This is a genomic window from Limisphaera sp. VF-2 (assembly GCF_049537125.1).
Taxonomy (GTDB): Bacteria; Verrucomicrobiota; Verrucomicrobiia; order Limisphaerales; family Limisphaeraceae; genus Limisphaera.
In genome coordinates this window covers 2,027,873-2,054,076 of record NZ_JBMVQY010000001.1, presented here as the reverse complement: position 1 = coordinate 2,054,076, position 26,204 = coordinate 2,027,873, and the positions used below count along the sequence as shown (strand labels likewise).

The 26,204-nt window shown below is 62.9% G+C and carries 19 protein-coding genes, 2 tRNA genes and 3 pseudogenes; 3 read left to right on the top strand and 21 right to left on the bottom strand.

The window, feature by feature from the left end; genetic code table 11:
- Positions 1–6: 6 nt before the first annotated feature.
- The 5 genes from ACPDIT_RS07305 to ACPDIT_RS07285 form a co-directional block, all read right to left on the bottom strand.
- The gene (locus ACPDIT_RS07305) at positions 7–1,152 is read right to left on the bottom strand and encodes an iron-containing alcohol dehydrogenase family protein (RefSeq protein WP_423442512.1); all 1,146 of its coding nucleotides are present in this window, start codon (positions 1,150–1,152) and stop codon (positions 7–9) included.
- On the bottom strand, positions 1,140–2,717 hold the full coding sequence (locus ACPDIT_RS07300; protein WP_423442511.1) for a sodium:solute symporter: 1,578 nt from the start codon (positions 2,715–2,717) through the stop codon (positions 1,140–1,142). The genes ACPDIT_RS07305 and ACPDIT_RS07300 overlap by 13 nt, the downstream gene beginning before the upstream one ends.
- Entirely contained in the window at positions 2,714–4,534 is a 1,821-nt protein-coding gene (locus ACPDIT_RS07295) for an exo-alpha-sialidase (RefSeq protein WP_423442510.1), read from the bottom strand. The genes ACPDIT_RS07300 and ACPDIT_RS07295 overlap by 4 nt, the downstream gene beginning before the upstream one ends.
- Before the next feature lie 382 nt (positions 4,535–4,916).
- Complete coding sequence (locus ACPDIT_RS07290; protein WP_423442509.1) at positions 4,917–5,183, bottom strand: hypothetical protein; 267 nt, start codon at positions 5,181–5,183, stop codon at positions 4,917–4,919.
- A gap of 7 nt (positions 5,184–5,190) precedes the next feature.
- A complete protein-coding gene (locus ACPDIT_RS07285) occupies positions 5,191–7,305 on the bottom strand; it encodes a sodium:solute symporter family transporter (protein WP_423442508.1) in 2,115 nt (704 codons plus the stop codon).
- A gap of 1,346 nt (positions 7,306–8,651) precedes the next feature.
- Between ACPDIT_RS07285 and ACPDIT_RS07280 the strand changes: the two genes are divergently transcribed.
- Positions 8,652–8,742 (top strand) — tRNA-Ser (locus ACPDIT_RS07280).
- A 51-nt stretch (positions 8,743–8,793) separates the two neighbouring features.
- On the opposite strand, the pseudogene ACPDIT_RS07275 reads toward ACPDIT_RS07280, so the two are convergent.
- The 16 genes and pseudogenes from ACPDIT_RS07275 to ACPDIT_RS07200 form a co-directional block, all read right to left on the bottom strand.
- A pseudogene (locus ACPDIT_RS07275) lies at positions 8,794–10,125 on the bottom strand (type I restriction enzyme endonuclease domain-containing protein); the annotation flags it as partial.
- 168 nt (positions 10,126–10,293) lie between these two features.
- Positions 10,294–10,743, bottom strand: coding sequence for a very short patch repair endonuclease (locus ACPDIT_RS07270; protein ID WP_423442507.1), 450 nt, complete (start codon positions 10,741–10,743; stop codon positions 10,294–10,296).
- The gene (locus ACPDIT_RS07265; protein ID WP_423442580.1) at positions 10,677–11,576 is read right to left on the bottom strand and encodes a DNA cytosine methyltransferase; all 900 of its coding nucleotides are present in this window, start codon (positions 11,574–11,576) and stop codon (positions 10,677–10,679) included. The genes ACPDIT_RS07270 and ACPDIT_RS07265 overlap by 67 nt, the downstream gene beginning before the upstream one ends.
- Positions 11,577–11,859: 283 nt before the next feature.
- Positions 11,860–13,248: a DNA/RNA helicase domain-containing protein gene (locus tag ACPDIT_RS07260; RefSeq protein WP_423442579.1), complete on the bottom strand. Its 1,389-nt coding sequence runs from the start codon at positions 13,246–13,248 to the stop codon at positions 11,860–11,862.
- Positions 13,249–13,707: 459 nt separating this feature from the next.
- A complete protein-coding gene (locus tag ACPDIT_RS07255) occupies positions 13,708–15,327 on the bottom strand; it encodes a hypothetical protein (RefSeq protein ID WP_423442506.1) in 1,620 nt (539 codons plus the stop codon).
- A 231-nt stretch (positions 15,328–15,558) separates the two neighbouring features.
- Positions 15,559–16,420, bottom strand: a pseudogene (locus ACPDIT_RS07250) (type I restriction endonuclease); the annotation flags it as partial.
- Positions 16,417–17,274: a GIY-YIG nuclease family protein gene (locus tag ACPDIT_RS07245; RefSeq protein WP_423442505.1), complete on the bottom strand. Its 858-nt coding sequence runs from the start codon at positions 17,272–17,274 to the stop codon at positions 16,417–16,419. The gene ACPDIT_RS07245 and the pseudogene ACPDIT_RS07250, both read right to left, overlap by 4 nt.
- 695 nt (positions 17,275–17,969) lie before the next feature.
- Positions 17,970–18,866 (bottom strand): DUF3800 domain-containing protein, encoded by an 897-nt coding sequence (locus ACPDIT_RS07240; protein WP_423442504.1) that lies wholly within the window; start codon positions 18,864–18,866, stop codon positions 17,970–17,972.
- Positions 18,863–19,468, bottom strand: a complete 606-nt coding sequence (locus tag ACPDIT_RS07235; protein ID WP_423442503.1) for a hypothetical protein — start codon at positions 19,466–19,468, stop codon at positions 18,863–18,865. Before ACPDIT_RS07235 ends, ACPDIT_RS07240 begins: the two co-directional genes overlap by 4 nt.
- A complete protein-coding gene (locus ACPDIT_RS07230) occupies positions 19,423–20,160 on the bottom strand; it encodes a restriction endonuclease subunit S (RefSeq protein ID WP_423442502.1) in 738 nt (245 codons plus the stop codon). Before ACPDIT_RS07230 ends, ACPDIT_RS07235 begins: the two co-directional genes overlap by 46 nt.
- Positions 20,161–20,192: 32 nt before the next feature.
- Entirely contained in the window at positions 20,193–20,579 is a 387-nt protein-coding gene (locus tag ACPDIT_RS07225) for a DUF86 domain-containing protein (protein ID WP_423442501.1), read from the bottom strand.
- On the bottom strand, positions 20,576–20,866 hold the full coding sequence (locus tag ACPDIT_RS07220; protein WP_423442500.1) for a nucleotidyltransferase family protein: 291 nt from the start codon (positions 20,864–20,866) through the stop codon (positions 20,576–20,578). The genes ACPDIT_RS07225 and ACPDIT_RS07220 overlap by 4 nt, the downstream gene beginning before the upstream one ends.
- A pseudogene (locus tag ACPDIT_RS07215) lies at positions 20,856–21,678 on the bottom strand (N-6 DNA methylase); the annotation flags it as partial. The pseudogene ACPDIT_RS07215 and the gene ACPDIT_RS07220, both read right to left, overlap by 11 nt.
- Before the next feature lie 50 nt (positions 21,679–21,728).
- Positions 21,729–22,511, bottom strand: a complete 783-nt coding sequence (locus ACPDIT_RS07210) for a class II glutamine amidotransferase (protein WP_423442499.1) — start codon at positions 22,509–22,511, stop codon at positions 21,729–21,731.
- A 17-nt stretch (positions 22,512–22,528) separates the two neighbouring features.
- Entirely contained in the window at positions 22,529–22,690 is a 162-nt protein-coding gene (locus ACPDIT_RS07205; protein ID WP_423442578.1) for a type I restriction-modification system subunit M N-terminal domain-containing protein, read from the bottom strand.
- Between the two features lie 688 nt (positions 22,691–23,378).
- Positions 23,379–23,466, bottom strand: a tRNA-Tyr gene (locus ACPDIT_RS07200).
- A 75-nt stretch (positions 23,467–23,541) separates the two neighbouring features.
- Here ACPDIT_RS07200 and ffh point away from each other — a divergent pair.
- Both ffh and recA read left to right on the top strand, forming a co-directional pair.
- Positions 23,542–24,885, top strand: a complete 1,344-nt coding sequence (gene ffh / locus ACPDIT_RS07195) for a signal recognition particle protein (protein ID WP_423442498.1) — start codon at positions 23,542–23,544, stop codon at positions 24,883–24,885.
- Positions 24,886–25,039: 154 nt separating this feature from the next.
- Complete coding sequence (recA, locus tag ACPDIT_RS07190; RefSeq protein ID WP_423442497.1) at positions 25,040–26,122, top strand: recombinase RecA; 1,083 nt, start codon at positions 25,040–25,042, stop codon at positions 26,120–26,122.
- The last annotated feature ends 82 nt before the right edge of the window (positions 26,123–26,204 follow it).

The window sequence follows — 26,204 nt, the reverse complement described above, 5'->3', positions numbered from 1 at the left end:
GAAACCTCAGAAAGCCGCCTCGTAAATCGCAAGAATGTCGCCCTCCTCCAAAGAACGCGGATTGTTCCGCAACAGCCGCTGCACTTGCAGGGCGGCCCGGGCCATACCGGGCAGGTCCTCCCGGCGCACCCCCAGCGCCGACAAGCCCCGCGGCAGCCCACAAGCCCGACTCAGGTCCTCCAGCCGTGCCAGCCCTTCTGCCGCGGTCGACCGCTCATCCCTCCCCGCCGGCACGCCCAGTGCCCGAGCCACCTCGGCGTATCGGTCCAGCGCCGCCTCCAGGTTGTATCGCAACACGTGCGGAAGCAGGACCGCATTCGCCACTCCGTGAGGCACGCGAAACCTGCCCCCCAGCGGATAAGCCAGGGCATGGACAGCCGCCGTGTTCACCGGCCCCAGGCAAAGTCCCCCGCACAAACTCCCCAACGCCACAAACCGACGCGCCTCGCGATCCCTGCCGTCTTGCACCGCCCGCAACAAGTGGGCACCGATCCACCGAATCCCCTGCAACGCCCACATGTCCACCCACGGATGCGCCCGGCGATTCGCATAAGCCTCGATGCAATGCGTGAGGGCATCGAACCCGGTGGCCGCAGTCACCGGCGGCGGAACGCTGTAAGTCAGCTCGGGATCCACAAACGCAGCGTCCGGGACCAGATACCGACTGATCACGCCCTGTTTGAGCCACACGGTTTCGTCCAACAGAATCGCATTGGGCGAAACTTCGCTGCCCGTGCCGGCCGTGGTCGGCACACACACCAGCATCAGGCCCCGACCCGGCAGGCGGTCGATGCCGAAAAACTCCGTCACCGGCTCGTCCCTCTTGAGCAAGGCCGCCAATAACTTGGCCACGTCCAACACGCTGCCCCCGCCCAGCCCCAACACGGCATCCACCTCATGACGGCGGGCCTCCCGCCACAACTCCTCATACTGCCGTACCGTCGGCTCTGCGGGCACGGGCGGAAGAACCACGGTCTCCAGTCCCTCCCGATGCCACCGGTCGCACAAACGCTCCAGAACCGGTCGGACCGACCGACCCGACACCGCCAGGGCACGGCGGCAGCCGCGGCCCACGAGCCATGCACCCGCCGCCTCGGCGCAACCCTCGCCCACCTGCAGCACGGGCACCTGATGGATCGTCACCGTGTGCATGGTTCCGCCTCCGGCCCCCGGCTCGCACGGAGCCGTCGCCAATCCCACACCGTCCAACCCCGGGCCGGTTCCCTCGAGAAACACCAGCTGGCCAAATACCCCACCACCAGCACAATCCCATGCCCGATCACCCCGATCATCACCCCCGCCCATGGATAGTTGAATCGTCCCAGGTCCAGCCACGGCTCGCGACCGCTGGTCAACACGGCCCAGGCGGTAAACGCCAGGTTTGCCCCTATTCCCACCCACACGCCCCGGCGGTTGGCACGCCGACTCAAAAACGCCAGCAGAAACAACCCGGCCAGCCCACCGGAAACAATCGAGGTCACCGCATAGTAAAAGGCCAGGACCCGCTCCCCGCGCCAGGCAATCAGTGCCGCAATGCCCGTGGCCAGCAGGCCGCAACCCACCACCAGCCAGCGGCCCACCCGCAGCCGTTCCGCATCCGAGGCCTCCGGCCGCAACCGCCGGTAGTAGTCCTGCACCCCCACGGCTGCCAGACAGTTCAGGTCGGAAGACAACGTCGACATACCCGCCCCCAGCAAGGCCGCGATGAACAATCCTGCCAGCCCCCCGGGCACTTGCGTCGCCAAAAAATGGGGAAACACCGCGTCCGCTTTGATTCTTCCCTGAGCATCCCTCACCGCTTCCGGCAAGCTGGCGCCCCCCAGCTCGTAATAACTCCACAACAGCGTCCCCAAAAACATGAACAACGCCCAGATCGGCACACACAACAGCGCCCCCAGAGCCACCCCGCGGAATGCCTCCCGATGCGAGCGCGCCACCAGATAGCGCTGGACCACGGTCTGATCCGCCCCGTACTTCTGCAGATACCAAAAGAAACCGTACAACGACATCACCCAGAAACTCGTGCGATCCGCCGGATCGAAGTTCCAACGGCCCAACTGAAACTTGTCCGCCGCGGCCGCATGCTCGATGGCCGCGCCCACTCCCCCCGGGATCTCGGCCAACAACAACCCCAGCACCACCAGGGCCCCCAACCACATCAACAGCCCCTGCACGACATCCGTCCAGATCACCGCCTCCAGCCCGCCCAGCCAGGTGTAGAACAACGTGACCAAGCCGATCAGCAACAACCACAGGTACAGGTTCCAACCCGTCATGCTGCTGGCCGTCAACGCCATGAGATACAACACAAACCCCATCTTCGAGAAATGCCCCGCAATGAAGGCCAGCCCGGCGTACGCCCGCGCTCCGTACCCGAACCGCTGCCCGAAGTATTCATACGCGCTGACGCCCACCACCTCCCGGTAGAACGGAATCACCACCCCGCCCACCAGTGCGAGGACAATCAGCACCATGAACCCGGGCACCAGTTCGCTCCAGTTGCCCGCATAGCCCGAGCCCGGGTAGGCGATGAAGGTGATGCTGCTGATCAGGGTGGCGAACAAGGACAGGCCCATGGCCCAGTGCGGAACCGACCGCCGCGCCACAAAATACGCCTCCGTGCTGGTCTGGCGCCGGGCCAGCCGCCACCCTACCGCGGCCATCGCCGCCAGGTACAACAGCAACACTCCAGTGTCCAGCCAGCGACCGGTGCTCATGGCGGCGAAGGAATCGGAGTCACCAACTGCCCGTGCACAAAGCGTCCCTCGTAAGTCAGACGCCCCTGCGCGTCCCAGTGCCGAACGGGACCCTCGGCCTGCAGCCCGAAAAATCGCCGCGCCAAATCCCGCGCCAGCGGCCGCGTGTTCCAGGTCGACTCGATCCGCGGTAAAGCTCCAAGGCCGTACCGCGTCCACACGCTGCGGTTTTGTTCCGGTTCATGCTTCCACCGCCACAGGATCCGGCCCTCCGCGTCCCAGCAGGTCTCCCAACCGCTCCGGCGGCCGTTGACATAGGTAACCTCATGCGCCGGCCGACCGTTCGGATGATAACTCACCTGGCGCCCGTGCAGCAGATACCGACCTCCGGGGCAGATCCGTGCACTCCACTCCACCCGCAGCCGCCCGTCCGGATATGTCTCCCGATAGGTTTCAATTCGCCCCCCTTCGGACTCGGGCACCATGTCGCCGAGCGGCGAAAACACCCAGGCTTCGTTGAATTCGTAGTGAAGGCAGGGATGCGTCATCGTGCTCAGGACATGAATCACGCCGTTGGGCGCCTGGCGCACCGTGGCATAACCCAGAGTACCCCGACGGCGATCCCGCTCATGCGGCAAAGCCACCGGCAGCGGTTTGAAATGCCAGCTCCGCCCCTCGTTCGTCGAAATGGCCACCACCGGTCCCGGGCCATGCGGCCAGCCGGGCGGCGATTCCCCGGTGCGCCGATTGGTGCCATCCGTGACCACGCACAGGTGGCCGTTGGCCAGCCGGATCATACTGAGTCGTTGATTGGTCGCCAGGCCGGGAAACGGCGAACGCCGCGGAGCGCTCCAACTACGGCCCCAGTCGCGCGATTCGCTGCAGGGCGCCCAACCGTCCAGGCTGACATTTTTCCCACTGATGGCCAGAAGAGGCCCCTCCGGCGACAACGGGACCACTGCCGCATGCCGGCCGGACACCCGACCGCCCGTGTCCCACCAGCTCCGTCCGCCGTCGGCACTGGCCCACAGGAAGCTCTCATCCCCGGCCGCGTCCATGGCCAGATAAATCACGTCCGCCGCCGATCGAAACGCATTGGCAATGGGCTGCGCGGTAAAATCTTCCGCCGGCGCCGTCAGCCGGGGCAACTCCAACACCCAGTCCGCCCCGTGATTGGTGGAAACCGCGAACTTGAAGGGCACCCAGGGGCTCATCCCCCGGCCGCCGCCAAAGAACCACAACCGGTCCCCATCCTGCCACAGCAGGGCCGACTGATCGTTGAACCCCTCGAAATCCAGAAACAACTCCGGCAAATCCCATTCCTCGGCCCCGTACCGCAACCGGGCCTGAATGAATCGCGTGTCCGGCGCGCTCTCTGCGGCACCGGACGCCATGCGCGCGCTGAAATACACCGCCAGCACGTCGCCATTCGGCAGCACCTCGAAACCCGGCGAATGGTTGTGCGCCCAGACCTCCGGATCCAATCCCGCCACCCAGCCCACCAGGTTCGTGTCGTTTTCCGGCGGAATGGGCAGGGCCCACCGCACATGGAAATAGGGAACGTCCGGACGAGGACCGATCCGCGCCACGTCGGTGCGCTGTTTGACAAACGACTGGCAAAACGGCAGCGGCCCGGTCTCCCAAGCCTGTTCCAACCGGACGCGGGCCTCCGGCGGGCCGGCCTCCCGTCCCGGCCCCAACACAAATCCCCGGGCCCGCGCCGTCACCGTGATGACGGCCGAACTCGTGCCTTCACCGTCCCCGGCTGCTGCCACGGGAGCCACCCAGGCCAAAAGCGCCGCAGCCAGCACATGGGCCCTTGGTCGCCAACAAAACATGAAGCATCTTCATGGGCTGCACCTCTGAAGGTGATGCCCGGACGTCAAATGGTAGCCTCACCGCCGAGGTCCGCTTATCGAAAAACCGCCAAAACCTTTGGCGAAACTGACAGGCACCCGGGTACGTCGCCACGAGCGACCATGGCGGTTCTCGGATGGCCGCAAGCCCCCAGCCCCTAGGTGGCGTGCCCAAACCGACAGCAGCCCGGTTACCGAGTTTGCCGCAAACCCCTGTACTCCCGGGCATCGGCCCGCGCCAGGGCCCGAACCCGCCTCAAACCCTCGCAAGCCCGATGCAAGCCCGCCCCCGCGTTGCGAGCGTGCACGGACCGGCCCCATGCCACCAGATCCGCACACGCCCGGACCCCGCGCCACCGGGCTGTCAGGAAGCCGATCCGCCGGAGCCCACCCGGCCCGTCAGCGCCTCACCCTCTCGTGGCCAGAATCGGAACGTGTAAAACAGGCCGATCGCCAGTAAAAAGCCGCCCCACCAAATCGGCGCATGCAAATGCCACAGCGCGACCCGCTGGTCCTCCGGCGGCGGCCGGAACAGTTCATACACTCCGCTCGATGCGATCAACAGACCATACACCGCCAGGACCAGGCCGATGAAAAACCAGATCGGAATCTGACGTTCGTGCGCATGCATGGCTGCCTCACCAAAAGATGATGTTCACGGCCACCAGAATCACCGCCACTACCGTGGCCCAAAAAGCAGGCTTGTGATACCACGGACACGGCCCCTCGTCCGGCAACGTGGTCAGGCCCATCACGAGATTCCTCAACTCCGACTCCGGTTTCGGTCGGGTGAACAGGCTCACCACCACCGTGACCACGATCCCGACCACGAACGACCACCAGGCACTGTACATGTTGATGGCCATGGGCTTGGCCTTTTCCGAGCGCGCAATCACGCGGGCGTGCTCCGGATTGAAGGCCGCCGGTGCAAACTTCTGCTCCACCGTCTGCGCCTGCACGGTCACCCCCGGTTGCAACACCACCGGAAGCCCTTCGATGCCAAACTTCGAGGTTTGCCCCGTGCCCGCCAACACCACCTGAGGCGCCAGCAGTTGCAGCGGCCGCTCGCCCTGTCGATCCCGCACCCGGGCCGGCAGCTCGACCGGTGCGCCTTCCACACGACCCGTCGCTACCGGCACATTCACGAGCTCTACCTGTCCCTGCTCCACGATCACCCGCTGCCACTGCCCCGCCGCATCCTGCTCCACCCGCACCACCGCCCCGGCACTCAGCGTGGCCTTGGGCTGCGGCCGGTACCCCTCGGGAAACGTGTGCACGTACGCCCACATCCCGATCGACGCCAAAATCGCCGCCAGAAAGCCCCAGAACCCCGCCGCCGGCGTGGCCCGCTTCCACAACATCCCCAGCAAAATCACCGCAAACAACGGCACGATGAAGAAAAACACCAGCACCTGCAGGTACTCCAGGATGTTGGAGAAAAAGAACAACAGATAGGCCGTGCCGATCGACAGCAGGATCCCGCCGATCGACGACCACCGGCCCATCGCCAGATAGTGGGCGTCGGGGGCCTCCCGACGAATCAAGGGCTTGTACACATCGTACGTCCACACCGTGGCAAAGGCGCTGATGTTGCCCGCCATGCCCGACATGAAACCCGCGATCATCGCGGTCACGCCCAGCCCCAACAGCCCCGGCCCCAGATACTGGCCCATCAACAGCGGCAGCACGTCATTGTACGTGCGATGCGTGATCCCCGCCCGCGGATCGCTCTCCGGCACCAGCACCATCGGCGAACCGTCCGGATTCAACAACACCGCCAGCCCCAACAGCCCCGGAATGGTCACGATGATCGGCACCATCATCTTCAAAAAGGCCCCGATGATCGTCCCGTTCTGCGCCGACCGCAAATCCTTGGCCACGATCACCCGTTGGACCTGCAGGAAATCCGTGCACCAGTAACCAAAGCTCACTGCCAGCCCCAGACCGAACACCATCCCGAACCAGTCGATGCCCATCGGATTCGAGTCGAAGCTGCCCAAATTCCGCCACAGACTGGTGAAATCCGCGCTCTGAACCGTCGGATGAATGATCGGCGCATGCTGCTGAATCTTTTCCATCATCCCCCGCCAGCCCCCGGCATGAATCAACCCCAGAATCGGGATCAACAGCGACCCGGCCCAGATCAGGAAAAACTGCAACACCTCGTTGAACACCGCCGACAGCAGCCCGCCCAGGGCCACGTAAATGGCCACGGTGATCGAGGAAACCCAGATGCTCACGTTCATGTCCCAGCCCAGCAGCAGATTGAGGATCTTGGCCATCGCGAACATGCTGGCCCCGCTGACCATGATGGTCAGAAAACTGAACGTGATCCCCGCCAGGGCCCGCGCCGGCTCGCCGTACCGCAGCTTCAGATACCCGGGCACCGAATGGGTCTTGCAGATGTAATAAAACGGCATCATCACCACGGCCAGAAACAGGATGGCCGGAATGGCGCCGATGAAATACGCGTGCGCCCCCAGCATGCCGTACTGATACGCCATGGCGCTCCAACCCATCGTCTCCAGCGAACTGAGATTGGCCGAAATGAAGCTCAACCCCGCAATCCACGCGGTCATCTTTCGCCCCGCCAGAAAGAAATCCTCCCCCGTGCTGGTGAACCGCTTCAGGTAATAGCCGATCCCCAGCACGACCGCGAAATAGATGACGATGATGACCAGATCGACGAAGCTCAGGCGCAGCAAACTCGACGGGCTGCCGCCCGCCACGGCCAACAGCGGAATGGGAATCATACGTCAGCTACCGGTTCGCCGGACGCGGATGTGGACGGCCTCGCTAGTCCCGGCTGCGTCTGCCGCGTCCGGGATTCTCCACCCCGGAACACCGGGCCGTCCGTCACAACGGCCGCCAACCTAGCCAGCCCCTCCGATCCGGTTCAACGAAAAATCTCCTCGGCCATTCGTCGGACCCGCACCGCGGAATGACTCGGGCCGCCGCCTGCCCCGGCCCGACCGCGCCCGGCCCTGCAAACCAGTCGGACCGACTTTGTCCACGCGCAAATCTCCCGTTCTCCACGGACCGTGAACCCGGAGCCGTCCCGACGCGCCGCGCAGAAATGCAGGTCAGTCCCCCCCGCGGGGTCAGAGCCCTGGCGCCCCCGTACCGCACGTTCCCAACCTGCCGTATCGCGGGCTTCCAGCCCGCCAAGGGCGCGGAAAAAAAGCCCACAGATCACGCAGAACACCCAGAAGCCGGTGCGTAAGCGCCGACTTCAGTCGGCGCATCCATACCCGTAGCCCCCGATGTCAATCGGCGGAATCATCACCCCCCACGGACCGACCCATCATCCACCGCCTGCCGGCGGTGGCTACCCCGTTTCCCGTAGCCGCCGATATCGACCGGCGGACCCATTTATGGCGTAGCCGCCGATGTCAATCGGCGGACCTCCATAAAGCAGGCACCGACCAGCATTTAAACGAAGCCGATCAACTCAGAGGATCCACCGCGTCACCGCGGTGGCTACCACGCCCAAACCCGTAGCCGCCGACGTCAGTCGGCGGACCCATCGCCCCAACCGGCAAACCCCTCGTCCACCGCCTGCCGGCGGTGACTACCCCAGTCCAGTAGCCGCCGATGTCAATCGGCGGACCGATCCCTCATCCACCACAAGCCGCCTCATCATCCACCGCGTCCCCGCGGTGGCTACCCAGCCCCCGTAGCCGCCGACGGCAGTCGGCGGACAAATCCACTCGCAGGCGCCGGACCCCCGCGAAATAGTCCCCCCTGCGGCAGTCCTCGGACAACCCACCCGCCCCCGCCGCGTTCTCGGGGCGGCTATCCACAGCCGAGGCGACCCAACCGTTCCCGCTTCGAACGCCGGCGTCGCCTCCGTGGGCCGCCCCCATCTCGGCCGCCCGCGGGCGCCCACCGCACTTTCCCGGCTCGAAGGTCCCTTCCGCTCGGCCCTGCCATTCGTCGGAACCCGCCCAACGTGGCGGCCATGGCCGCCGATGCTCCCGATCCGGCTTCGAGGCAGCCTCCTCTCGCGGGCCTCCTCCCCGCCGCACCGACCGAGCGAGCCGGGAAAAACGTTGCCGGGCGGCCCGGAGTGTGCTTTAGAATGCATGGGACAACCAGCGGAGAGGTGGCTGAGTGGTTGAAAGCGCACGCCTGGAGAGCGTGAGTACCCCAAAAGGGTATCGGGGGTTCGAATCCCCCCCTCTCCGCCAATTTTATTGGCCCGACCCCGGCCGCACCCGCAGCGCCGATGTCCTTCGCTTCTACGCCGCCGCCCAGGCTGTCGACAGCACCTCGGCTTGCTCCAGCACCGTCTGGGTCGCCTTTTCCTGCTTGTCCGGCGGGTAGCCGTGCTTGCGAAGAACGCGTTTGACCTATGCGCGCAGCTGAGCTCGCACATTCTCGCGCAGGGTCCAGTCGATTGTGACGTTGTTCGGCACCGTCTGCACCAGCTCGCGCGCGATCGCGCGGAGCGTCTCGTCACCCAGCACCTTAACTGCGCTGTCATTGGTTCCCAGCGCGTCGTAGAAGGCCAGCTCCTCTTCGCTGAGCCCGAGCTTCTCACCCCGTCGCTCCGCCTCGCGCATCTCCCGGGCTAGGGCAATCAACTCCTCGATGACCTGCGCCGCCTCGATGGCGCGGTTCTGGTAGCGGCGGAGGACCTGCTCCAGCAGTTCGGCAAACGAACGGGCCTGCACGATGTTCTTCCGTCGGCGCGCCCGGATCTCGCCGGTCAGGAGCTTCCGCAACAACTCCACGGCGAGGTTCTTGTGCTCCATCCCCCGCACTTCGGCCAAGAACTCTTCAGACAGGATCGAGATGTCCGGCTTTTTCAGGCCCGCCGCGGCGAAGAGATCCACCACCCCCGCGGGCGCCACGGCGCGGGACACGATCTGCCGGATGGCCCGGTCCAGTTCCTCGTCGGTCTTCGGTTCTCCCGGGGCGCGTCTGGCCAGGGCAGCCCGCACCGCCTGGAAGAAGGCCACGTCGTCGCGGATCCGGAGGGCCTCTTCATGCGGGATGGCCAGGGCAAAGGCGCGCGAAAGGTCCTGCACGGCCGCGAGCAGCCGGTTCTTGCCGTCCGCTTGCTGAAGAACATGTTCCTGTGCGGCGGGAATCAACGTCAACCGCTCCGCGGGCGTTCCCGTTTTCCAGCGCGACCAGTCGAAGCCGTGAAAGAGGTCGCAACAAACTTCGTATTTTTCCAGCATGACGCGCACGGCCTCGTCCTGGTCCAATGCCGCCGCGCCTTTCCCGCCGCTTTCCGTGTAGGTCTTGAGCGCCGCCTTCAGCTCGCTCGCCAGCCCCAGGTAGTCCACCACGAGCCCGCCCGGCTTGTCCCGGAAGACGCGGTTGACGCGCGCGATGGCTTGCATGAGCCCGTGGCCCTGCATCGGCTTGTCGATGTACATCGTATGAAGACTCGGGCAGTCGAACCCCGTGAGCCACATGTCGCGCACGATCACCATCTTGAAGGAGTCGCTCGGGTTGCGGAAACGCTGGGCAAGCCGTTCGCGGCGCTGTTTGTTGCGGATGTGGGGTTGCCAGTCCGGCGGCTCGGACGCCGCGCCGGTCATGACGACCTTGATCGCGCCAAGTGGTCACCTTTGTCGAGCCACTAGGGAGAAGGCGCAGGATTCCCCAACTACAGCTCCTCAGAGATCTCCCAGGTGTGGCATCTGTCACCTCTTCCAAGGTCGACAATCCCACTGCGCCGTAAGCATCCTCGACAACCCTTGAGCGCCGGATAGTGGAAACCTCAACTAGCGACTTCGTCTTCCCGGCGACTTTCCAAGACACGAGATGATTTTTTTGACGACTTTCCTCACGTCAGACTCAATCTCGCATTGCCAAACGACAATCGTCTTCCATCCCAATTGTGCAAGCTCGGACAACTTCCTGCGGTCCCGCGCTACATTCGCTTGGAATTTCGCCTGCCAGTATGATTTGTTCGATTTCGGCGTTGTGGTCCGAGGACAGCCTTTGTGTCGATGCCAGAAGCAACCGTGGACGAACACGGCCACTCTGCTACGCCTGAAAACGATGTCTGGGCTCCCCGGAAGGTCTCCACAATTTGTGGAGAACCCTACCCGGAGAGCTCGAAGTGCCGACTGTAGCATTCGTTCAGGCCCCGTGGCCTGCCGCCTCACTGCCCCCATGATACGAGACCGCTCGGTGCTGGAAGGCGGAGGACGTTTTGGCTCGCCAGGCATCCTTCACCCCCCTCTCCTACCACCCCAGCCAGCACTGAGAGGGCAGCAGCATATCCCAAGACCGGAGGCACCGCGTCGCCGATCCATTTCGCTAATGCTTGCTTCCCAGGATCGGGCCTGTCTGGCGCGCGAAAGTCAAACCAATCGGGGAAGCCTTGGAGCCGAGCCGCCTCCCTCGGAGTCAGTGGACGCTTCCGCGCTGGATGGATGAATCTCCCCCTCCCTGGGGTTACGAACCCCGGCGTGATAGTTCCGGCGCGATCGTCCCACCTCAATCGTCCATATACAGATGGGTACGTGTGGCCGTTGCGATGGCACCTAGGCCGCATGTGATTAGGTAGTTCGTAGAGGTCGTTTTCGAAGAGGTATTCAATTCGACGTTTGTTCTCTTCCGACAACCGGGGAACCGAGTCCAGCAGCGGGTCCGCATGCACATCCACAAGGTCTTCAATGGCCCATCGGACCGTAGTTGCCTCTTTGGCGAGACAGCGTGCCACTTCTTCGAGCTCCAACACGCCTCGGCGGGAAGCCACCAAGAAGAACCGCCTGCGCGTTTGCGGTAGACCTAATCCATCAGCCGCAAGCACACCTCGACTCGTCCGGTATCCCCGCCCTTCGAGCAGGGCAGTAGCAGTCTCCACGACACGCAGACGGTCGTTCAGGATCTCCGGGACGTTTTCCAAGACCATGGCCGTGGTACGGAGCGCGATCCCGATCGCGACCGCGTCAAGGTAAAGCAGGTTCCGCGGGTCCGCTCGCCGCGTGCGATTGTTAAGATTCGAATGTCCTTCGCAAGGTGGACCGGCGACGAGGAGGTCCACGCTGTCCCTCACCTCCTTCAGAGCGCTATGCACCAGCTCTGGATCGTAAGCGAAAACAGCACTTTCGCCCCATCCGACGATCTGGAAGTCGACTGTGCTCCCTATGTCAGGGCGAACCGTCCGCCCGGGGCGGCACTTTATCCAGTAGACACCGCGTCACTGCTTCCCAACATCCATGCCGAGTCGCACGCAAGCTCCATAGTCGAACTGCGTGGAAGCTTTCCGCAGCCACAGGGGTTGAGTCGCCTGGAGGGATTGCTGCGCTTCGGCGGAAGAAAAAGCCAGGTGACAGCGCTTATCCGGGAAACCGAAGGGCTCCTGCCCGAAGAAGCGCGGCATAGGTTAAGTCCATTTCACGATCCGGTCCCTGGGGCACAAAGACACACAGCCCATCTCTTCCGCGAGTTAGGAGTACACGGTAAGCATTTTTCCGGAGGCGACCTGGGTCCATCACATGCCGGCTTCTAGAGCCTCGCACAACCCACCCGGCACCGGACCACGTCAGGTCCGGCCCCCAACATACTATCGGACAATCGAGTTCGAGCCCCTGACAGCCGAACTCGGTGACCGCAATTCTTAAGCCGCACCCTGACCTCGGATGCGAGGGGCCCTCTTCGTACCACTCACCGTAGTACCAGTAGCTTGCCTGCACCGGCTGGATACCGTGCACCCCTGCGTTCCGGTATTTAGAGGAGACCAAGATACCGTAGCGCTTCGCAGGGTCAGACTCATACCGATGGCGGACGTACTCTCGGAGTGCTTCGAGATCCCTTGCCACATACAAAGTGAATTTACTTTCGTGAAGTTGGGACGCGATGTTGGCAGCATCGTCGAGTTGCCCTGCTAGCAGCAGATCCACCCATTTCGCCGCTAGAGACGCCCGATGGCTCCGTAGCGTCGACGTTAGGTTGAGAATCGATTCAACCCGAGTCTCTACGCCGGCTGCGCGGAATCGCTGTGCCAAGTGCTCGGGCGCTACGACGTGCCACCCTGAAGACCCACACACTGCTTCTACCCATTGCCCGATACCCGCCTCTTCGCCGGCGTGAATCTCTTGCCCTTCGCCGATCAGAGCCACTAAAACGAACGCCTCATGAGGACCCCGATCTGCAATGCGTACCAGCAGTTCTGGCTCCGAGCCAACGAGCTGCCCCTTGTGCTTGAGAAGCACCCGATCCCGGTCCCATGCACGCTGTGCCTCGTCGAACACGACCACGCGCTCGCGGGACGGTGCCTGTGAACGGATAAGTTTGTCTCGCAGGAATGAACGGAGGTCTTGCACAAACTCGCGCCGGGCTCTGCCACCGCCCAGGGCATACTGAAGCACCTGTACCAAGGGACCGTTCCCGGAAACGAAAACAGCAGGCAGCGCCAGGTCGCGCGAGTGCACGAGTTGAAGACCGAGAAGCGTTTTTCCGGAACCAGGAACTCCAGACACGAGCACGAGCGTTCGGCGATTGTGCCGTGCGGCTTCGCCTACGATAGATTCGACCAATGAAACTGTCTCCGGAATCCTCGCGGACTCCGCACGCCGAATTCGGGGCAGCGGCTGGCGTTCAAAAAGAAGCCTGGCGGCTTCAACCAGGGAAGGGAGGGGACAATAAGGCGCAGAGGTCCACGCAGCCACATCGGCTGGCTTACCACTCGGGAAAGGACATAACTCACGGATCAGATCACCGAGCATCGAGGGCGGTATTACCCGAACACCGTTGCGCTGGAATGGGCCGCCGCGCATACCGATAGGAATTACCACGGGTACTAGCCGCCGGCCTTGGCAGCCCGCGTGGTAGTCCTCCAAATCTCGGACATACCCGAGCACTTGGTCGAGATCGGCCTGTTCGACTTCGACGCGGTTCTTAAACTCGACCACGAGAACTGTACCGTTTTCCAGGACGATTAAATCCGGCCGTCGACCTCCGCTCCGTGGCAATTCGAACTCGAGGACGAGACCGAAACTCGCGGCATGGGGGAGGCATGTCCGAAACTGCTCGCGTAAGACAGAGATGCTACGATGCCATGCCAATAACTGGGGCCCGCCAGTCTCCCTTAGGAAACGCGTTAGAGCACCCAGGAGATCCTCATCTGGAGTCGCAACGAAAGTAGCGACATCCCCAGCCCATGCGTAGGCAGGCTCGAACATTTCTTACGCTGACGGACCGAGACCGTCGAAAACATGGACGCGTAGACGACCGGTGGTCTCGGTCGAATCCTCTTCTGCGTCAAACCGAAGCCTTGGCGCCACCGTTGAGAAGGTTTGGATGCTGGCGTCACAACACGCTCGGAAGGCAGGTGCCTCGCGAAAGCGGGTGTCTACCAAGTCCGTCAGGCCTTCTGGGGCATCGCCCCACAGCTGCGGTCGGAACAGAGCGCCGAGCTCTCTCTCCAAAAGGCGCAGGCGCCGCTTTTCTCGCGGGATCGGTGGGCTTGCCTGCGCTTGAAACCTCCGCATATGATCCTTCAACCGCTGGCGAAGCTGGCGTACCACAAGCCGTGCCGTTTCCTCGTCCGGCTTCGCGACCTCGAGACGTCTCGACTCCGGATCCCAACGGTCATGATTCGGCGGCTCGGACAGTTTCAGGATGTCGTCGATCTCAGGGGCCGCGACGAATACACCCACGGTCGGAGGTGCCGCTTTTCCCATCTCTGCGTATTCCACCACCATCTTGGGCGAGCGGATCAAGGCGATGCGACCGAGCTTCTCTTCTGGGAAGTCCTGAAGCAGGTGGTCGGGCAACACTTGGAAACCGTACGCGCCGAGAGCTAACCCCCGCAGGCGCTGGAAACTGTCGCTCTTTTGGTGAGGTCCGGCGGCCTGAGCGCGCCCAAGCGCCAGAGAGTAGCATTCGATGAACGGCAGAAGATCCGCACGCTGCTTGGGCTGAGGAAAAAACTCTGCACCTCCATGTTCCACAACTACTTCCAATTCCTGATCCAAGAGCCGCGGCCACCACCACTCTTCAATCCCACGGAGAAGACGTTGGGGATCGTGAACGTGGGAATCGACGATGAGAATCGACGTTCCGTGGGCTCCACGACGGCGGCCGCGAAACCCGAGGCGTTCCGCCAACGCGTGGGCCGCGTCGTCACGAAGCGGGTCCACGACAAGCTGAGGGCCTTGCTGCCGAACTCCGAACCAGCCACGACCTGTCCAGTGCTGACCCTTGAACTCGTGAGCCTCCAAATAGGCGCAGCCCATCAATCGTGCCGTCGCTCCTGTGTCGTCTGAGTCGAAGGCAGTATACGCGACTATCGTGCGGAGGCGAGAATTGAGTGACAGCGCGGACTTGCCGTAGCCATAGGATCCGCCGCTACCCCCTGGCGCGAAAGCTTTCGTGCTGTCCCCTACCGACAAGAGAAGTCGGTGAAAGTGAGACCGCCGGTCGTTGGGCGAGCCATTCAATCCCACGGTTCTGTAATCCTCAACGAACAATAAATGAAGCGGTCGCTCAGGCTGTGCCAAGCAGTTGTCAGGGGCAAGGCTGACTGAGCCGACACGCGGACCGATGCCGGTACGGAGGGAAAGCGCCTCGAGGAATTGCTCTTTGCGCTGACCCTCGAGCGTCACGATGCGGAACACCACGCGTACCCGCCTCTCTCCCTGCCTCGCAGCGTCACAAGAATTCTGGATCGCCTCGCGAGCAAGTTCGTCCTCCGGCTTTATTCCCGCAGCTTGGAGCACGTTAGCGAACGCATTTCCAGTTGCGCCGCCCATGGGCCCCACGGGCTCAAAGGTCCATTGAGCATGTGACCACTTCTTGGTCATATAATCCTTGTCTGTCCCGGTCGCGCAAGCGGCCACGCGCTGCGCCAGCGTGTGAACGCGGTGCATTCTGTATATCATCTGTCGGTTAAATGCAATCCACCATCACGGCCAGCTTCCAGACGTCGATAAAGAGCACTTCGCTTCGACGGTCGCAATGGGGCGCCCTCCGGCCGGCTCGTCGGCCAGCCTCGTGTCGCCCGCGCGCGTCCGCCATGGTCCCGGTTTGCCCTCCACCAGCCCGCAAGGTCTCTTCCACGGCGACCCGTACTGCGTGGAACTGGTGGTAACCGGCGACCTTCTTGTCGAGTTTCCCGCTGCCGTCGTCCTCGAAGACGGTGAAATCCCGTATGAGTAGAAGAAAACGCCACCGGTCAAACACCCCCTTCAGCAGCACCTCGAGCTGCGAGACGCCGATGTCCTCCACTTGCTCACCCAAAATCGTCCGCCAGGGTTTGAACCACTCCCGCCCGGCTGTAAGCGTGCCGAGGCGTGTCTCGAGACCGTCAGAGATGACCAAGAGTTCGTTCAACGAAAAAAGCGTCGGCAGCTCCATCTTGTATGTCTGGAGCTGCTGGAACGCAGTCCAGATCGTGGCTTCTTCATCGACAGGGTTCTTCAACTCAACGATGGCAAGGGGAAGGCCATCGACGAAGAGCACAATGTCCGGACGGCGGAGGTGCCGGCCTTCGCTCACCGTGAACTGGTTCACCGCCAGCCAGTCGTTGTTTTCCGGCTCCTCGAAGTCCAGGATTCGCGCCTGCGAGCCCGCAATGGTTCCGTCAGGCCGCCGGTACTCCACCGTCACGCCATCCACGAGCATCCGGTGGAATGCACGGGTGCGCGCTTCGAGCGTGGCGCCTTCCGGGTTGGGGATCTTGCGGAAGGCGTCCTCCAGTGCCTCGGCGGGAAGATCAGGGTTGAGGCGGGCCAGGCCATCGCGCAGCCGCTGTGCCAGCACCACCTCGCGGTAGTCCTGCCGCTCGGCAAACCGCCCCTCCGGCGCGAACTCCGGGCCATGTTTGACCGCCCAGCCGAGCGACCCCAGCCAGGCCAGGACGGCTTCTCCAACGCCGGATCCACCAAGGGATCTCACTGGCCAATCGCCTCTTCCTGGATCTGCTTAAGCGTCCGCCCGTTCGCGTCCTTCCACTGTGTACGCCCGTTCGAATTTCGACCCAGTAATACTCCGGCGGCGGTCGAGGGCGAGTTGAAGGCGTAATCCTGCGTCAGCCGATACACTTTGCCGTCCGGCACCAACACGCCCTGCGCTACCAAAGCCTTGCGCAGCCCGGAGAGAAAGCCGTGAATCGAGGGAACCTCCTCGATGACCGCCTGTGATCCGGCACGCACGATGAAGCCTTCCGAACTGTCCAAACCACGCGCACTGATTCCTTTGGCTTTCAGGAACAACTCCACTTCCTTCGCCGCGTCGGCCCTGGCCCTCTCGAACAGGTTGACCCCGACCAGCGGCAGGCACAACAGCAGATCGGCCAGAAAAGCCTCGGCATCGGCGGCATCGGCGTCCGACAGCGCGGGCAGCTGCGGCACGTTCCCGTTATCCACCTCGGCGCGCTTGGCCTCGACGGCGAGCGCCACCAGGCGCGCTTCCAAATACTGCACGTGCGCCTTGTTCAGGTTCTGGTCCTTGCTCGTGAACGCCACCGCGTGCGTCCAGAAGTCCTTCTGCTTGGCGTGCTGCTCAAGCCGCGGCAGCACCGGATCCCCCTCGCCAACATAGAGCCGCGGAAGGTGCCCGCCTTCCCCTGGTCCCCAAATCACATACACACCGGCGCGTTTCAGTTCCGGCCGCTGTCGGACCCTTGGGAATAGAGATCGCGGGAACACCAGCCCCAGCCCGGTCCAATTCGACTTCTCGACAATGCGGAGTTCTTCCGGATTGCCCGACGGAATGAAAATACGGACCGAAAACCCGTGGACCTCATTCATATGCCCGACCTTTCCGAGAACGGCCCCACAACCTTCACCCGAATTCCACCCCGAACCAGCCTGGGCCGCACCGAATCCCGCACGCCTCGCGGCAACGCGACCGCGCGCTGCTCCCGTCCTTCAGCCAACCGCCCTTCCAGGACGATCGTCGGGCTACGCCTGACCAGCCGGCCAAGTAATCCCAACCAAGCCAGGGCAGGGGCTTCACCGTCGGATTCGCTTGGATTCACCATGGTACGTCCCGCGCTCGTGCTTCCCGAGCTGCCCCATCATCGGACTTCCCCGGTCCACAGCCCAATCTGCTCGACCTTTTTATACTGCGGTCCCAGACATAATGCAAGGGCTCCTGATTCCAGAGGATGTGCTCGTAATAATCCCTGGGCCACACGCACCCGGAAAAAGTCATCGATGCTATTCCTTTCACAATGTCCCTGCATCGTTAGCTGCTCATGCTTTTTCCAAGATCGAGCATCGCATTGAACGCATCGGTCTGGACTCGCCGATAACCTACCGCCATTTCGCCCGAGCCGATTTCGTCATCTCTTCGGCGTCACTCAACCGCGTCTCGCGATCGCCTCGTTTCCGGCACACATATACGATGCTAAGTAGAGTTGCTGATGAAACATGTTGCTGACTGCGCGTGTTTGTACCCTTTTACCGAATGAATCAGCGATGGTGACGGGTCCGACCGCAGGTCACAGGCCGGCCCCTCTCACAGGTGCCTTATCTTCGGGATGCTGCGGTTCATAGATCCAGAAGTTGATCGGATTTTCCGGGTTGGGCGTCCACAGCCCGCGACCGCTCTTAAGACTGACTCCAAGCTTGCGCTTTTTGCATTCTTGATCGAACATCTTCAGCACTTCAAAATGTTGGCGCTCACTGGGTGAGAGCTTCTGTGGCTGCTGGGAATCATTGAACCAGTTCATTTGCAGCGATTGCGACTCAAGCCACAGCTCATATTTTTCGTACTTGCCGCGCGAGAACGCCGGTAAACCAGCGAACAAGTCCGCAAGTTGAAGCAGCGGGTATTCTTTAGACGACACTGGCCGAATCTCTTCAATCCCGAATTCTCGGCGTATTCCGATCTGAAAGCTGCTGCCGGACCAGAGCGAATCGTCTACCTCGACCGTCACGCTTTTTGCTTCAAGACAGTCTTCTATTGTTCCCCAATCAAGGGCAGTGTGTTCGTCCGGGTGAAGTCTCCAGACTGCATCATTTGGCCATCGCGCTCTCAACACGTTTCGGAATACATGATAGTACATCCGCTCAAGATTGGCGGTGTCATCCCTCCCAACCATTTTGTGCCGCGTATCTTCAATATCCCACACCAGAACATCAATACGCAACCGCCGCGCAGAAGCGTTCTCTATTGCAAACCTGCACATTTCTTCAGCTGCGAAGCGCTCTTTGGCTGCGTCTAGCTTTTTCCACTTGAACTCCTTCACGTCAGATTTAGCCAACAGGCCATTAGGGCCCGCTTCGAGATGGCCCACGCCTTCGACACTTGCAGTTGCAAGCGCAAGGCTCCGAAAGCGCCCTGCGTTCCAGTTCGACTCGTCGCTAAAGCCCACATGAGTGACAGTGGGTGTCATAATCCTCTCTCCTTCAAAAACCGTTCTGCATCCTTCACCCGCGGCTCCTCACGGATGAGCTTGGGCAAAAGCGCATCGCGCAGGGCCGCCAGGGTGCGGGACTCACACCGGCATTGCAGCGTGCGTTCAAGCAACGGCCCTGCCACCCCTTCAAATGCTCTGACAAGCGCCTCCGAAGGTTTGAGGGTTGCCAGCCCGAGAATAGCACCGGCTTGCGCACGCTGGTGGCTTTTCGATGTTCCCGTGACGAGGCCCTCGATTTCTCGCCGGAAGCCTTCCGACCGGGGAGTGCAGTACTGGAAAGACCGTCCGTAAGGTGACCGTGGGCGAAGCACAAGGAACTCGGTCGAGCGCACCACGCGGTCTTGTGGCCGGACGTCCACCAGCCATACCCGGTTGATTTCCGGGTTGAGCTTTGACAGCAGCACCACCCCGGGTGGCACAAGTGTTTTCTGGCTCTTGATGTCCGCGCCGCTCTCCAGCTTGGGCCACTGGCCCTCGTCAAAGGCAGGGATGCTGAAGTGGAGGAACAGCGTGTCAGGAGCTGAAAAGGGGCTCACGTTGTTGCGTGCCTGCTCGGCAACGTCGCCCAGCCGGCCCACCTCCCACCTCTCCGGGATGGGGCCGACTTCGGAGTCCACCAGGCGGTCGGGGAAGAGGTCGTAGAGGTGGGGGGCAGGCCGGGCAAGGACTGGCCGCGCTTCCACCGGCCCTCCATCTTGGCGTGCACCGGCTCGAAGTCCACGAACCACGCCTTGAAAAGCGCCCGCGCCATCGCCTCCAGCGTCTCGCTCATCCGGCGGTTCAGCTCGACTTTGTCGCCCAGCGTGCCGAGGATGTGGGTAATAGCACGTTCCTCGGGGAGGGGCGGGACGCGCACCTGAAGGTGATGTAGGGAATCCACTGGCACCCGCTGGCGACCCGAAGTATTTCTCATCTGTGTCACGGCATGGGTGCGCACTAGGTCGGAGCGAATTAGGTAGTAGGCGAAGTCGTTATCGGTGACTCCGTTCGTACCGCGAATGACGAGGAACTCTGTGGAGCCGTGGCCAAAGGGCTGATCATCCGAGTTGCGGAATCGTGCAATTGTTCCATTTTCCGGGCAGGGAGTGATGCGGGCCATCAGCGTGTCGTCATTCTGAAAGCGGGATTCACCGCCTGAAAATTCTCGGTACTCGCTGGGGCGAACATCTCGGGACGACGGGTTGACCGCCTGCATGTCGACAAAGGGATAGACCTGGCCGGGTCTAAGCTGCACCGGCGGGTCTACCTCGACTGCCTGATCAAGGGGCATCGTTCGCCACTCACCCGCCATAGCCCAGCTCCTTACTCACCTTCCACCGGCTCATCTTCGCCTTCCAGCTCTCGCTCGAGCTGATCCAAGGGCGGCAAAAGAGCGGAGATAGCCCGCTTGAGGCCGGACAGGTGGCCTTTAACGATGGCCCACACCCGCTCCAGGTCCACTCCTTCGTACTGGCGAATCAACACGTCACGCAAGCCGGCCAGCCCTCGCCACGGGATCTCCGGGTGCACGGATCGATAGGTGTCGTCCAGGCGCTTCGCCGCTTCGCCGATCCCCTCGAAATTCCGCCGGACCGCGTCCCGAACGAGCTCGTCGGCCAGGAAACGTCCCTTGCCGTCGACTGTGAACCGCTTGATCTTCTGGATGCACTCCAGCATGTGGGCCAGGTAAACTTTGGGGTCTTTTTTCACAGCGGGCGAGCCTCCTTGAGGATACGCCGGCGCAGCAGCCAGTGAAGTCCCCGTTCGGTCACGACGTCTGCCTTGCGTCCCAGAAGTTCTTCGAGCTCGAGCACGAGGCCTGCGTGGTCGAGGAGGCTGCGGCCAGGCTCGAAATCTACGAGAAGATCCACATCGCTGTCTTCCTGCTCCTCGCCCCGAACAACAGAGCCGAAAACCCGAACGTTCCGTGCTCCGTACTTGGCGCAGAGGTGCAGAATGTCTTCGCGCCTTTTGCGCAGGAGATCCTTACCAATCATAGCCCAACTCCTTCAGGTTCTTGGCAATGGCAGTGTCGAGCTTGGCGGCCTCGGCCTGCTGTTCCCGGAGGTGCGCCACCAGCCGCGCCATCTTTTGCTCGAACGGCTCGGCGTCGTCCTCTTGTGCCTCGACACCGACGTACCGTCCTGGCGTGAGCACGTGGCCGTGCTTGCGGATCTCCTCCAGCGTGTCGCTCTTGCAGAAGCCGGGCACGTCTTTGTATTCGCCGCCTTCCTTCTCCCCGCGCCAACTGTGGTAGGTGTTCGCGAGGCGGGCAATCTCTTCATCGGTCAGCTCACGGTGCGTGCGGTCCACCATGCGACCCAGCTTTCGGGCGTCAATGAAGAGCACCTGACCACGCCGGTCCCGCAGAGGGGCCTTCCGGCCGGAGGGAGGGCGCCCGCTTTTGCCCCGTGCCAAAAACCACAGGCAGGCGGGGATTTGCGTCGTGTAGAACAACTTGTCCGGCAACGCCGCTATGCAGTCCACCAAGTCCGCCTCGATGATGTTCTTGCGGATCTCACCTTCGCCGGACTTGGTTGGAGGACATCGAGCCGTTGGCGAGCACGAACCCGGCATACCCTGTCGGTGCCAGGTGATGAATAATGTGCTGGACCCAAGAGAAGTTGGCATTGCGCACTGGCGGGACGCCGAACCTCCAGCGTTTGTCCTCCCGCAGGCGCTCCCCGCCCCAATCGGAGACGTTAAAGGGCGGGTTGGCGAGGATGAAGTCGGCCTTCAGGTCCGGGAAGCGCTCGTTGTGGAAGGTATCGCCCTGTTCGATCCGCCCGTCAATGCCGCGGATCGGGAGACCGGCGATTCCGGGTTTCGGGCAGCGCTTTGCCATGCGCGACGTCAGTCCTATAGCTGCTTCAAGGTCGGTTTCAGATCGAGACCCACGACCAGTAAATTCCCCAGCGGGATGTCCTTCCAAGGTTCTCCCGTAAGCTTTTCCGAGCAAACGACCACGGCACGTTCACCTCGCAAACACTTCGACTCGAGCATCGCTCGAACTTCCCTCGGATAAAACGTCTCTGGCTGTCGAGGGCCGGGCGGACGGACAAGATAAGAGAGGCTGTAGTAGCCGTGGCTGCAAGCCGCATTACGATAGGCATACAAATGCTCCCCATCGCTGAGCAAGAAGTTGAGCGCCGTATAGGTGCCGTCTTTCAAGGCCCCCAGCGCGTTCGCGATTCCCTCCTCTGGCGAAGAAGCCTCTTCGATCTTCTGGAGGATCCAATGAAAGAAGGCCTCTGAGTCGGTCTCTCCGACTATGGCCAATCGATGCACTTCATTCAGCTGATCCAAGAGCGCCTTGCGGTCCACGGAACCGTTGTGGGCAAAAAGCCAGCGGCCGTACTGGAAGGGGTGGCAGTTTTCCGTGCAACAGCTACCCGTGGTTGCCCGCCTCACGTGGGCGATGAAAACTCGTGACGTGGCCTCTGCGCTTGTCCTTCGATAGCTTTGGCTCGAATGGGCGGGTGCGGGCTCCTTCACCACCTTGGGCCGACCGTCTTCGTACCATCCCAGACCCCAACCGTCCTGGTTGGACTGGCTCAGCGAACGCAGCGTCGTCGGTCCCTCGACGAGCGAGAATCGCAGATCGACTTCCTTGTTTGCGATCAGACCGAGCAGCCTGCACATTGTTGCTTTACCTCCGGTCAAGCTATTCGCGCTTTAACCAGTCCCCTCGGTGCGCTGGGCCTGCAGCCGGGCACGGTGTGCGCCTCGAAAGCGTCAGAAATGTACTTGAGGAAGAGGAGGCCCAAGACGACGTCTTTGTACTCGGCGACGTCCCTGAGGCTGCGCAGGGCATCGGCCATGCGCCACAACTGCGCTTCGTAGCCGAGCGCGCCGCTGGCGTTCGTGCGGTTTGGATGGCTCGTGCGTTGTCCCGGCATGATTCAGCGGCTGTGACTTGCGTCCGGGGCCTGGAGACCCGGTCCCGCGTCCTTCCAATGTGTGACCACCCGCCCGCGATGGCGCAACTCCTTTTGCAGGGGGGTTGATCGCCGGCGAAGTCGAATTCAGTCCGGCGCGGAGGGCAGACGGGACGCCATCGGGAGCCAGACCCGGCGGCGCGGCGTGAAGCCCTGGCCGGGCTGGCGCAGCTCCGCGCGGTCTGCGCTGGCTCGGAGGCCGCCCACGCTCACGGACGCGGTGGCGCCTGCAGTCCACACGGGGTATCGGCCATGATCCGCAGCTCTCGCACGGAGCCGATGGCGGTTCTCGCGCGGTACGTCCCGGGTGAGTTCAGCCTTCGATCTTGCGTGGCTGGTCCCACCGGTGGGGTCTGCTGATGCGCAACAGGGCCCTCGGTAAGTCGAAGGTCGGATCGCCCGGCAGGGCCCGGAGACACGGCTGTCAGCGTTGGTTCACCAGTGGTGCAAGTCCCCGCGCCCCGGCGAAATCCCGGCCGAGGGGTGGGGGCTGAACGGTGGCGAGCACCGGGCCGAATGGGGCCGATGCGCGGACCCGGGATTCCTGCGGGGCGATTCAGGCAAAGCAAAATGGTGGTGGGAACAGGATTCGAACCTGTGTAGGCCGAAAGGCCAGCAGATTTACAGTCTGCCCTCGTTGACCACTTGAGTATCCCACCACCCGCGACAAAAAAGTAGCCACGCCGGGCGCCGCTTGTCAACGGGCCGGCCCCTGCCCTAGCCTCCCGATCGACATGTTCGAGGCATTGACGAAGCGACTGCAGGAGGCGTTCCGCCACCTGCGGGGCATGGGGAAGCTGACCGAGGCCAACATGGCCGACGCGTTGCGCGAGGTGCGGGTGGCCCTGTTGGAGGCCGACGTCAATTACAAGGTGGCGCGCGACTTCATCGAGCGCGTCAAGGCCAAGGCCCTCGGTCAGGAGGTCATCCAGAGCATCCAGCCCGGGCAACAGGTCATCAAGATCATTCATGACGAGCTGGTGGCGTTGCTGGGAGACACGCACACGGGTCTGGACCTGAGCGGTTCGCCCACGGCCATCTTGATGGTGGGGCTGCACGGATCCGGCAAGACCACCACCAGCGGCAAGCTGGCCCGACTGCTCCAAAAACAGGGGCGCCAACCGCTGCTGGTGGCGGCCGACGTGTACCGACCCGCTGCCATGGACCAGTTGGAAACGCTGGGACGCCAGCTCCAAATCCCCACCTTCACCCAGCGCGACCAGAAGGACGTGCTGGCCATCGCCCGGGGGGCGCTGGAATTCGCCCGCGAGCACCAGCGAAATGTCCTGATCTTCGACACCGCCGGGCGCCTCCAGATCGACGAGCCGCTGGTGCAGGAACTGGTACGCCTGCGCGATCTGGTGCGGCCCCGCGAGATCCTGCTGGTGCTCGACGCGGCCACCGGTCAGGAGGCGGTGAACGTGGCCACGCACTTCGACCGGGCCCTTCAGGTCACCGGCGCCATTCTGACCAAGTTGGACGGCGACGCGCGCGGCGGCGCGGCCCTCAGCTTCCGCGCCGTCGTCGGCAAGCCCATCAAGTTTGTCGGGGTGGGCGAGAAACTCGACGATTTGGAACCGTTCCATCCCGACCGGATGGCGTCGCGCATTTTGGGCATGGGCGACATTGTCAGCCTGGTGGAGAAGGCGGCCGAGGCGGTTACGCTGGAGGATGCCCGACGCCTGGAGGAGAAACTGCGCAAGGGCCAGTTCACGCTCGAGGATTTTCTGGAACAACTCCGGCAGATGCGGCGCATGGGACCGCTGGAGAATCTCATGAAACTGTTGCCCGGCGCCGCGGAAGCCCTGCAGCAGGCCGACCTGGCGCAGCAGGAAAAGGAGCTGCGCCGCATGGAGGCGATTCTCTGTGCCATGACCCCGCAGGAGCGCCGGCAGCCGCAGATCCTCAACGCCAGCCGGCGTCACCGGATTGCCCGCGGCAGCGGCGTGCCCGTCAGCGAGGTCAACGACCTGCTCAAGAAATTCGCCCAAATGCAGGAAATGATGAAGAAGATGGGCAAGCTGCAGAAGCTCATGGGCCGCGTCGGAGGAGGCCTGCCGGGGCCGTGGCGACGTTGAAGACGGGCGATCGATGCCCGCCAGCCGCTGCTGCCTGCGCCGCGCGGTCCGCGGGCTTCCCGGGCGCCGGATTTGACGGAACCGACCGACCGCATTAGGCTCGCACGCGAAAACAGGCCCAAGATTCTTGAACGAGCTTTGACCCGAAGGTGCCATGCCAGCCAAGACCAATGAAAAACCGGCGGCCGACAAGCCCGCGGCCGAGACCAAACCCGCCGAGTCCGCCCGCCTGAGCGCGGCACGACAACGCGACCTGGACGCGGCCATCGCCACCATCACCAAGACCTACGGCGAGGGCAGCATCATGCGCCTGGGGGATGAACGCGCCAAGGTCAAGATCGAGGTCATCCCCACCGGCGCACTGGGACTGGACCTGGCCCTGGGCGTGGGCGGCATCCCGCGCGGTCGCATCGTCGAAATTTTCGGGCCCGAATCCTCGGGCAAGACCACGCTCGTGCTCCACGTCATTGCCAACGCCCAGCGCGCCGGAGGTCTGGCCGCTTTCATCGATGCCGAGCATGCCCTCGACCCGGCCTACGCCAAGAAGCTCGGGGTCAATCTGGACGATCTGTTGGTCTCGCAGCCGGACAGTGGCGAAGAGGCGCTGACCATCTGCGAAACGCTGGCGCGTTCGAATGCGCTGGATGTGATCGTGGTGGATTCGGTGGCGGCGCTCGTGCCCAAGGCCGAACTGGAGGGCGAAATGGGCATGGCCACCATGGGGATGCAGGCCCGGCTCATGAGCCAGGCCCTGCGCAAGTTGACCGCCGTGCTGGCCAAGGCCAAAACCGCCTGCATCTTCACCAACCAGATCCGTGAGAAGGTAGGTGTGCTGTTCGGCAATCCGGAGACGACTCCGGGCGGCAAGGCGCTCAAGTTCTACGCCAGCGTGCGCATCGACATTCGCCGCAAGGACACCATCAAGGATGCCGCCGGCAATGCCATTGGCAGTCGCGTCAAGGCCAAGGTCGTCAAGAACAAGCTGGCCCCGCCCTTTGCCGAGGCCGAATTCGACATCCTGTTCAATCAGGGGATCAACAAGGAGGGCAGCATCCTGGACGCCGGCCTGGAAAGCGGCGTGATCGAGAAAAAGGGCGCCTGGTTGCAGTTTGCGGGTGAACTCATTGGCCAGGGACGGGACGCGGCGCAGCGGACCCTGGCCGAAAAGCCGGATCTGGCCAATCGCATCGTGGCTGCCATTTTGGCGAAGCGGGAGGCTGCGCTGCAGCAGGGCTGAACGAGTTCCCGCAGCGTCTCTCGCGCCGGTGCCGGACTTGTCGAATTCGGCGTCGCCCGTCGTGCGCGGCGGCCCGAGAGGG

What these genes read in the sequence shown, in the direction of transcription:
- ACPDIT_RS07305 (WP_423442512.1), bottom strand. Translation starts at nt 1,152, where the DNA reads ATGCACACGGTGACGATCCATCAGGTGCCCGTGCTGCAGGTGGGCGAG.
- ACPDIT_RS07210 (WP_423442499.1), bottom strand. Translation starts at nt 22,511, where the DNA reads ATGTGCAGGCTGCTCGGTCTGATCGCAAACAAGGAAGTCGATCTGCGA.
- ACPDIT_RS07245 (WP_423442505.1), bottom strand. Translation starts at nt 17,274, where the DNA reads ATGAATGAGGTCCACGGGTTTTCGGTCCGTATTTTCATTCCGTCGGGC.
- ACPDIT_RS07240 (WP_423442504.1), bottom strand. Translation starts at nt 18,866, where the DNA reads ATGACACCCACTGTCACTCATGTGGGCTTTAGCGACGAGTCGAACTGG.
- ACPDIT_RS07205 (WP_423442578.1), bottom strand. Translation starts at nt 22,690, where the DNA reads ATGGCCGATGCCCTGCGCAGCCTCAGGGACGTCGCCGAGTACAAAGAC.
- ACPDIT_RS07300 (WP_423442511.1), bottom strand. Translation starts at nt 2,717, where the DNA reads ATGAGCACCGGTCGCTGGCTGGACACTGGAGTGTTGCTGTTGTACCTG.
- ACPDIT_RS07285 (WP_423442508.1), bottom strand. Translation starts at nt 7,305, where the DNA reads ATGATTCCCATTCCGCTGTTGGCCGTGGCGGGCGGCAGCCCGTCGAGT.
- ACPDIT_RS07270 (WP_423442507.1), bottom strand. Translation starts at nt 10,743, where the DNA reads ATGCCTGGCGAGCCAAAACGTCCTCCGCCTTCCAGCACCGAGCGGTCT.
- ACPDIT_RS07295 (WP_423442510.1), bottom strand. Translation starts at nt 4,534, where the DNA reads ATGTTTTGTTGGCGACCAAGGGCCCATGTGCTGGCTGCGGCGCTTTTG.
- ACPDIT_RS07260 (WP_423442579.1), bottom strand. Translation starts at nt 13,248, where the DNA reads ATGCTCGGTGATCTGATCCGTGAGTTATGTCCTTTCCCGAGTGGTAAG.
- recA (WP_423442497.1), top strand. Translation starts at nt 25,040, where the DNA reads ATGCCAGCCAAGACCAATGAAAAACCGGCGGCCGACAAGCCCGCGGCC.
- ACPDIT_RS07290 (WP_423442509.1), bottom strand. Translation starts at nt 5,183, where the DNA reads ATGCATGCGCACGAACGTCAGATTCCGATCTGGTTTTTCATCGGCCTG.
- ACPDIT_RS07255 (WP_423442506.1), bottom strand. Translation starts at nt 15,327, where the DNA reads ATGACCAAGAAGTGGTCACATGCTCAATGGACCTTTGAGCCCGTGGGG.
- ACPDIT_RS07230 (WP_423442502.1), bottom strand. Translation starts at nt 20,160, where the DNA reads ATGCCCCTTGATCAGGCAGTCGAGGTAGACCCGCCGGTGCAGCTTAGA.
- ffh (WP_423442498.1), top strand. Translation starts at nt 23,542, where the DNA reads ATGTTCGAGGCATTGACGAAGCGACTGCAGGAGGCGTTCCGCCACCTG.
- ACPDIT_RS07220 (WP_423442500.1), bottom strand. Translation starts at nt 20,866, where the DNA reads ATGATTGGTAAGGATCTCCTGCGCAAAAGGCGCGAAGACATTCTGCAC.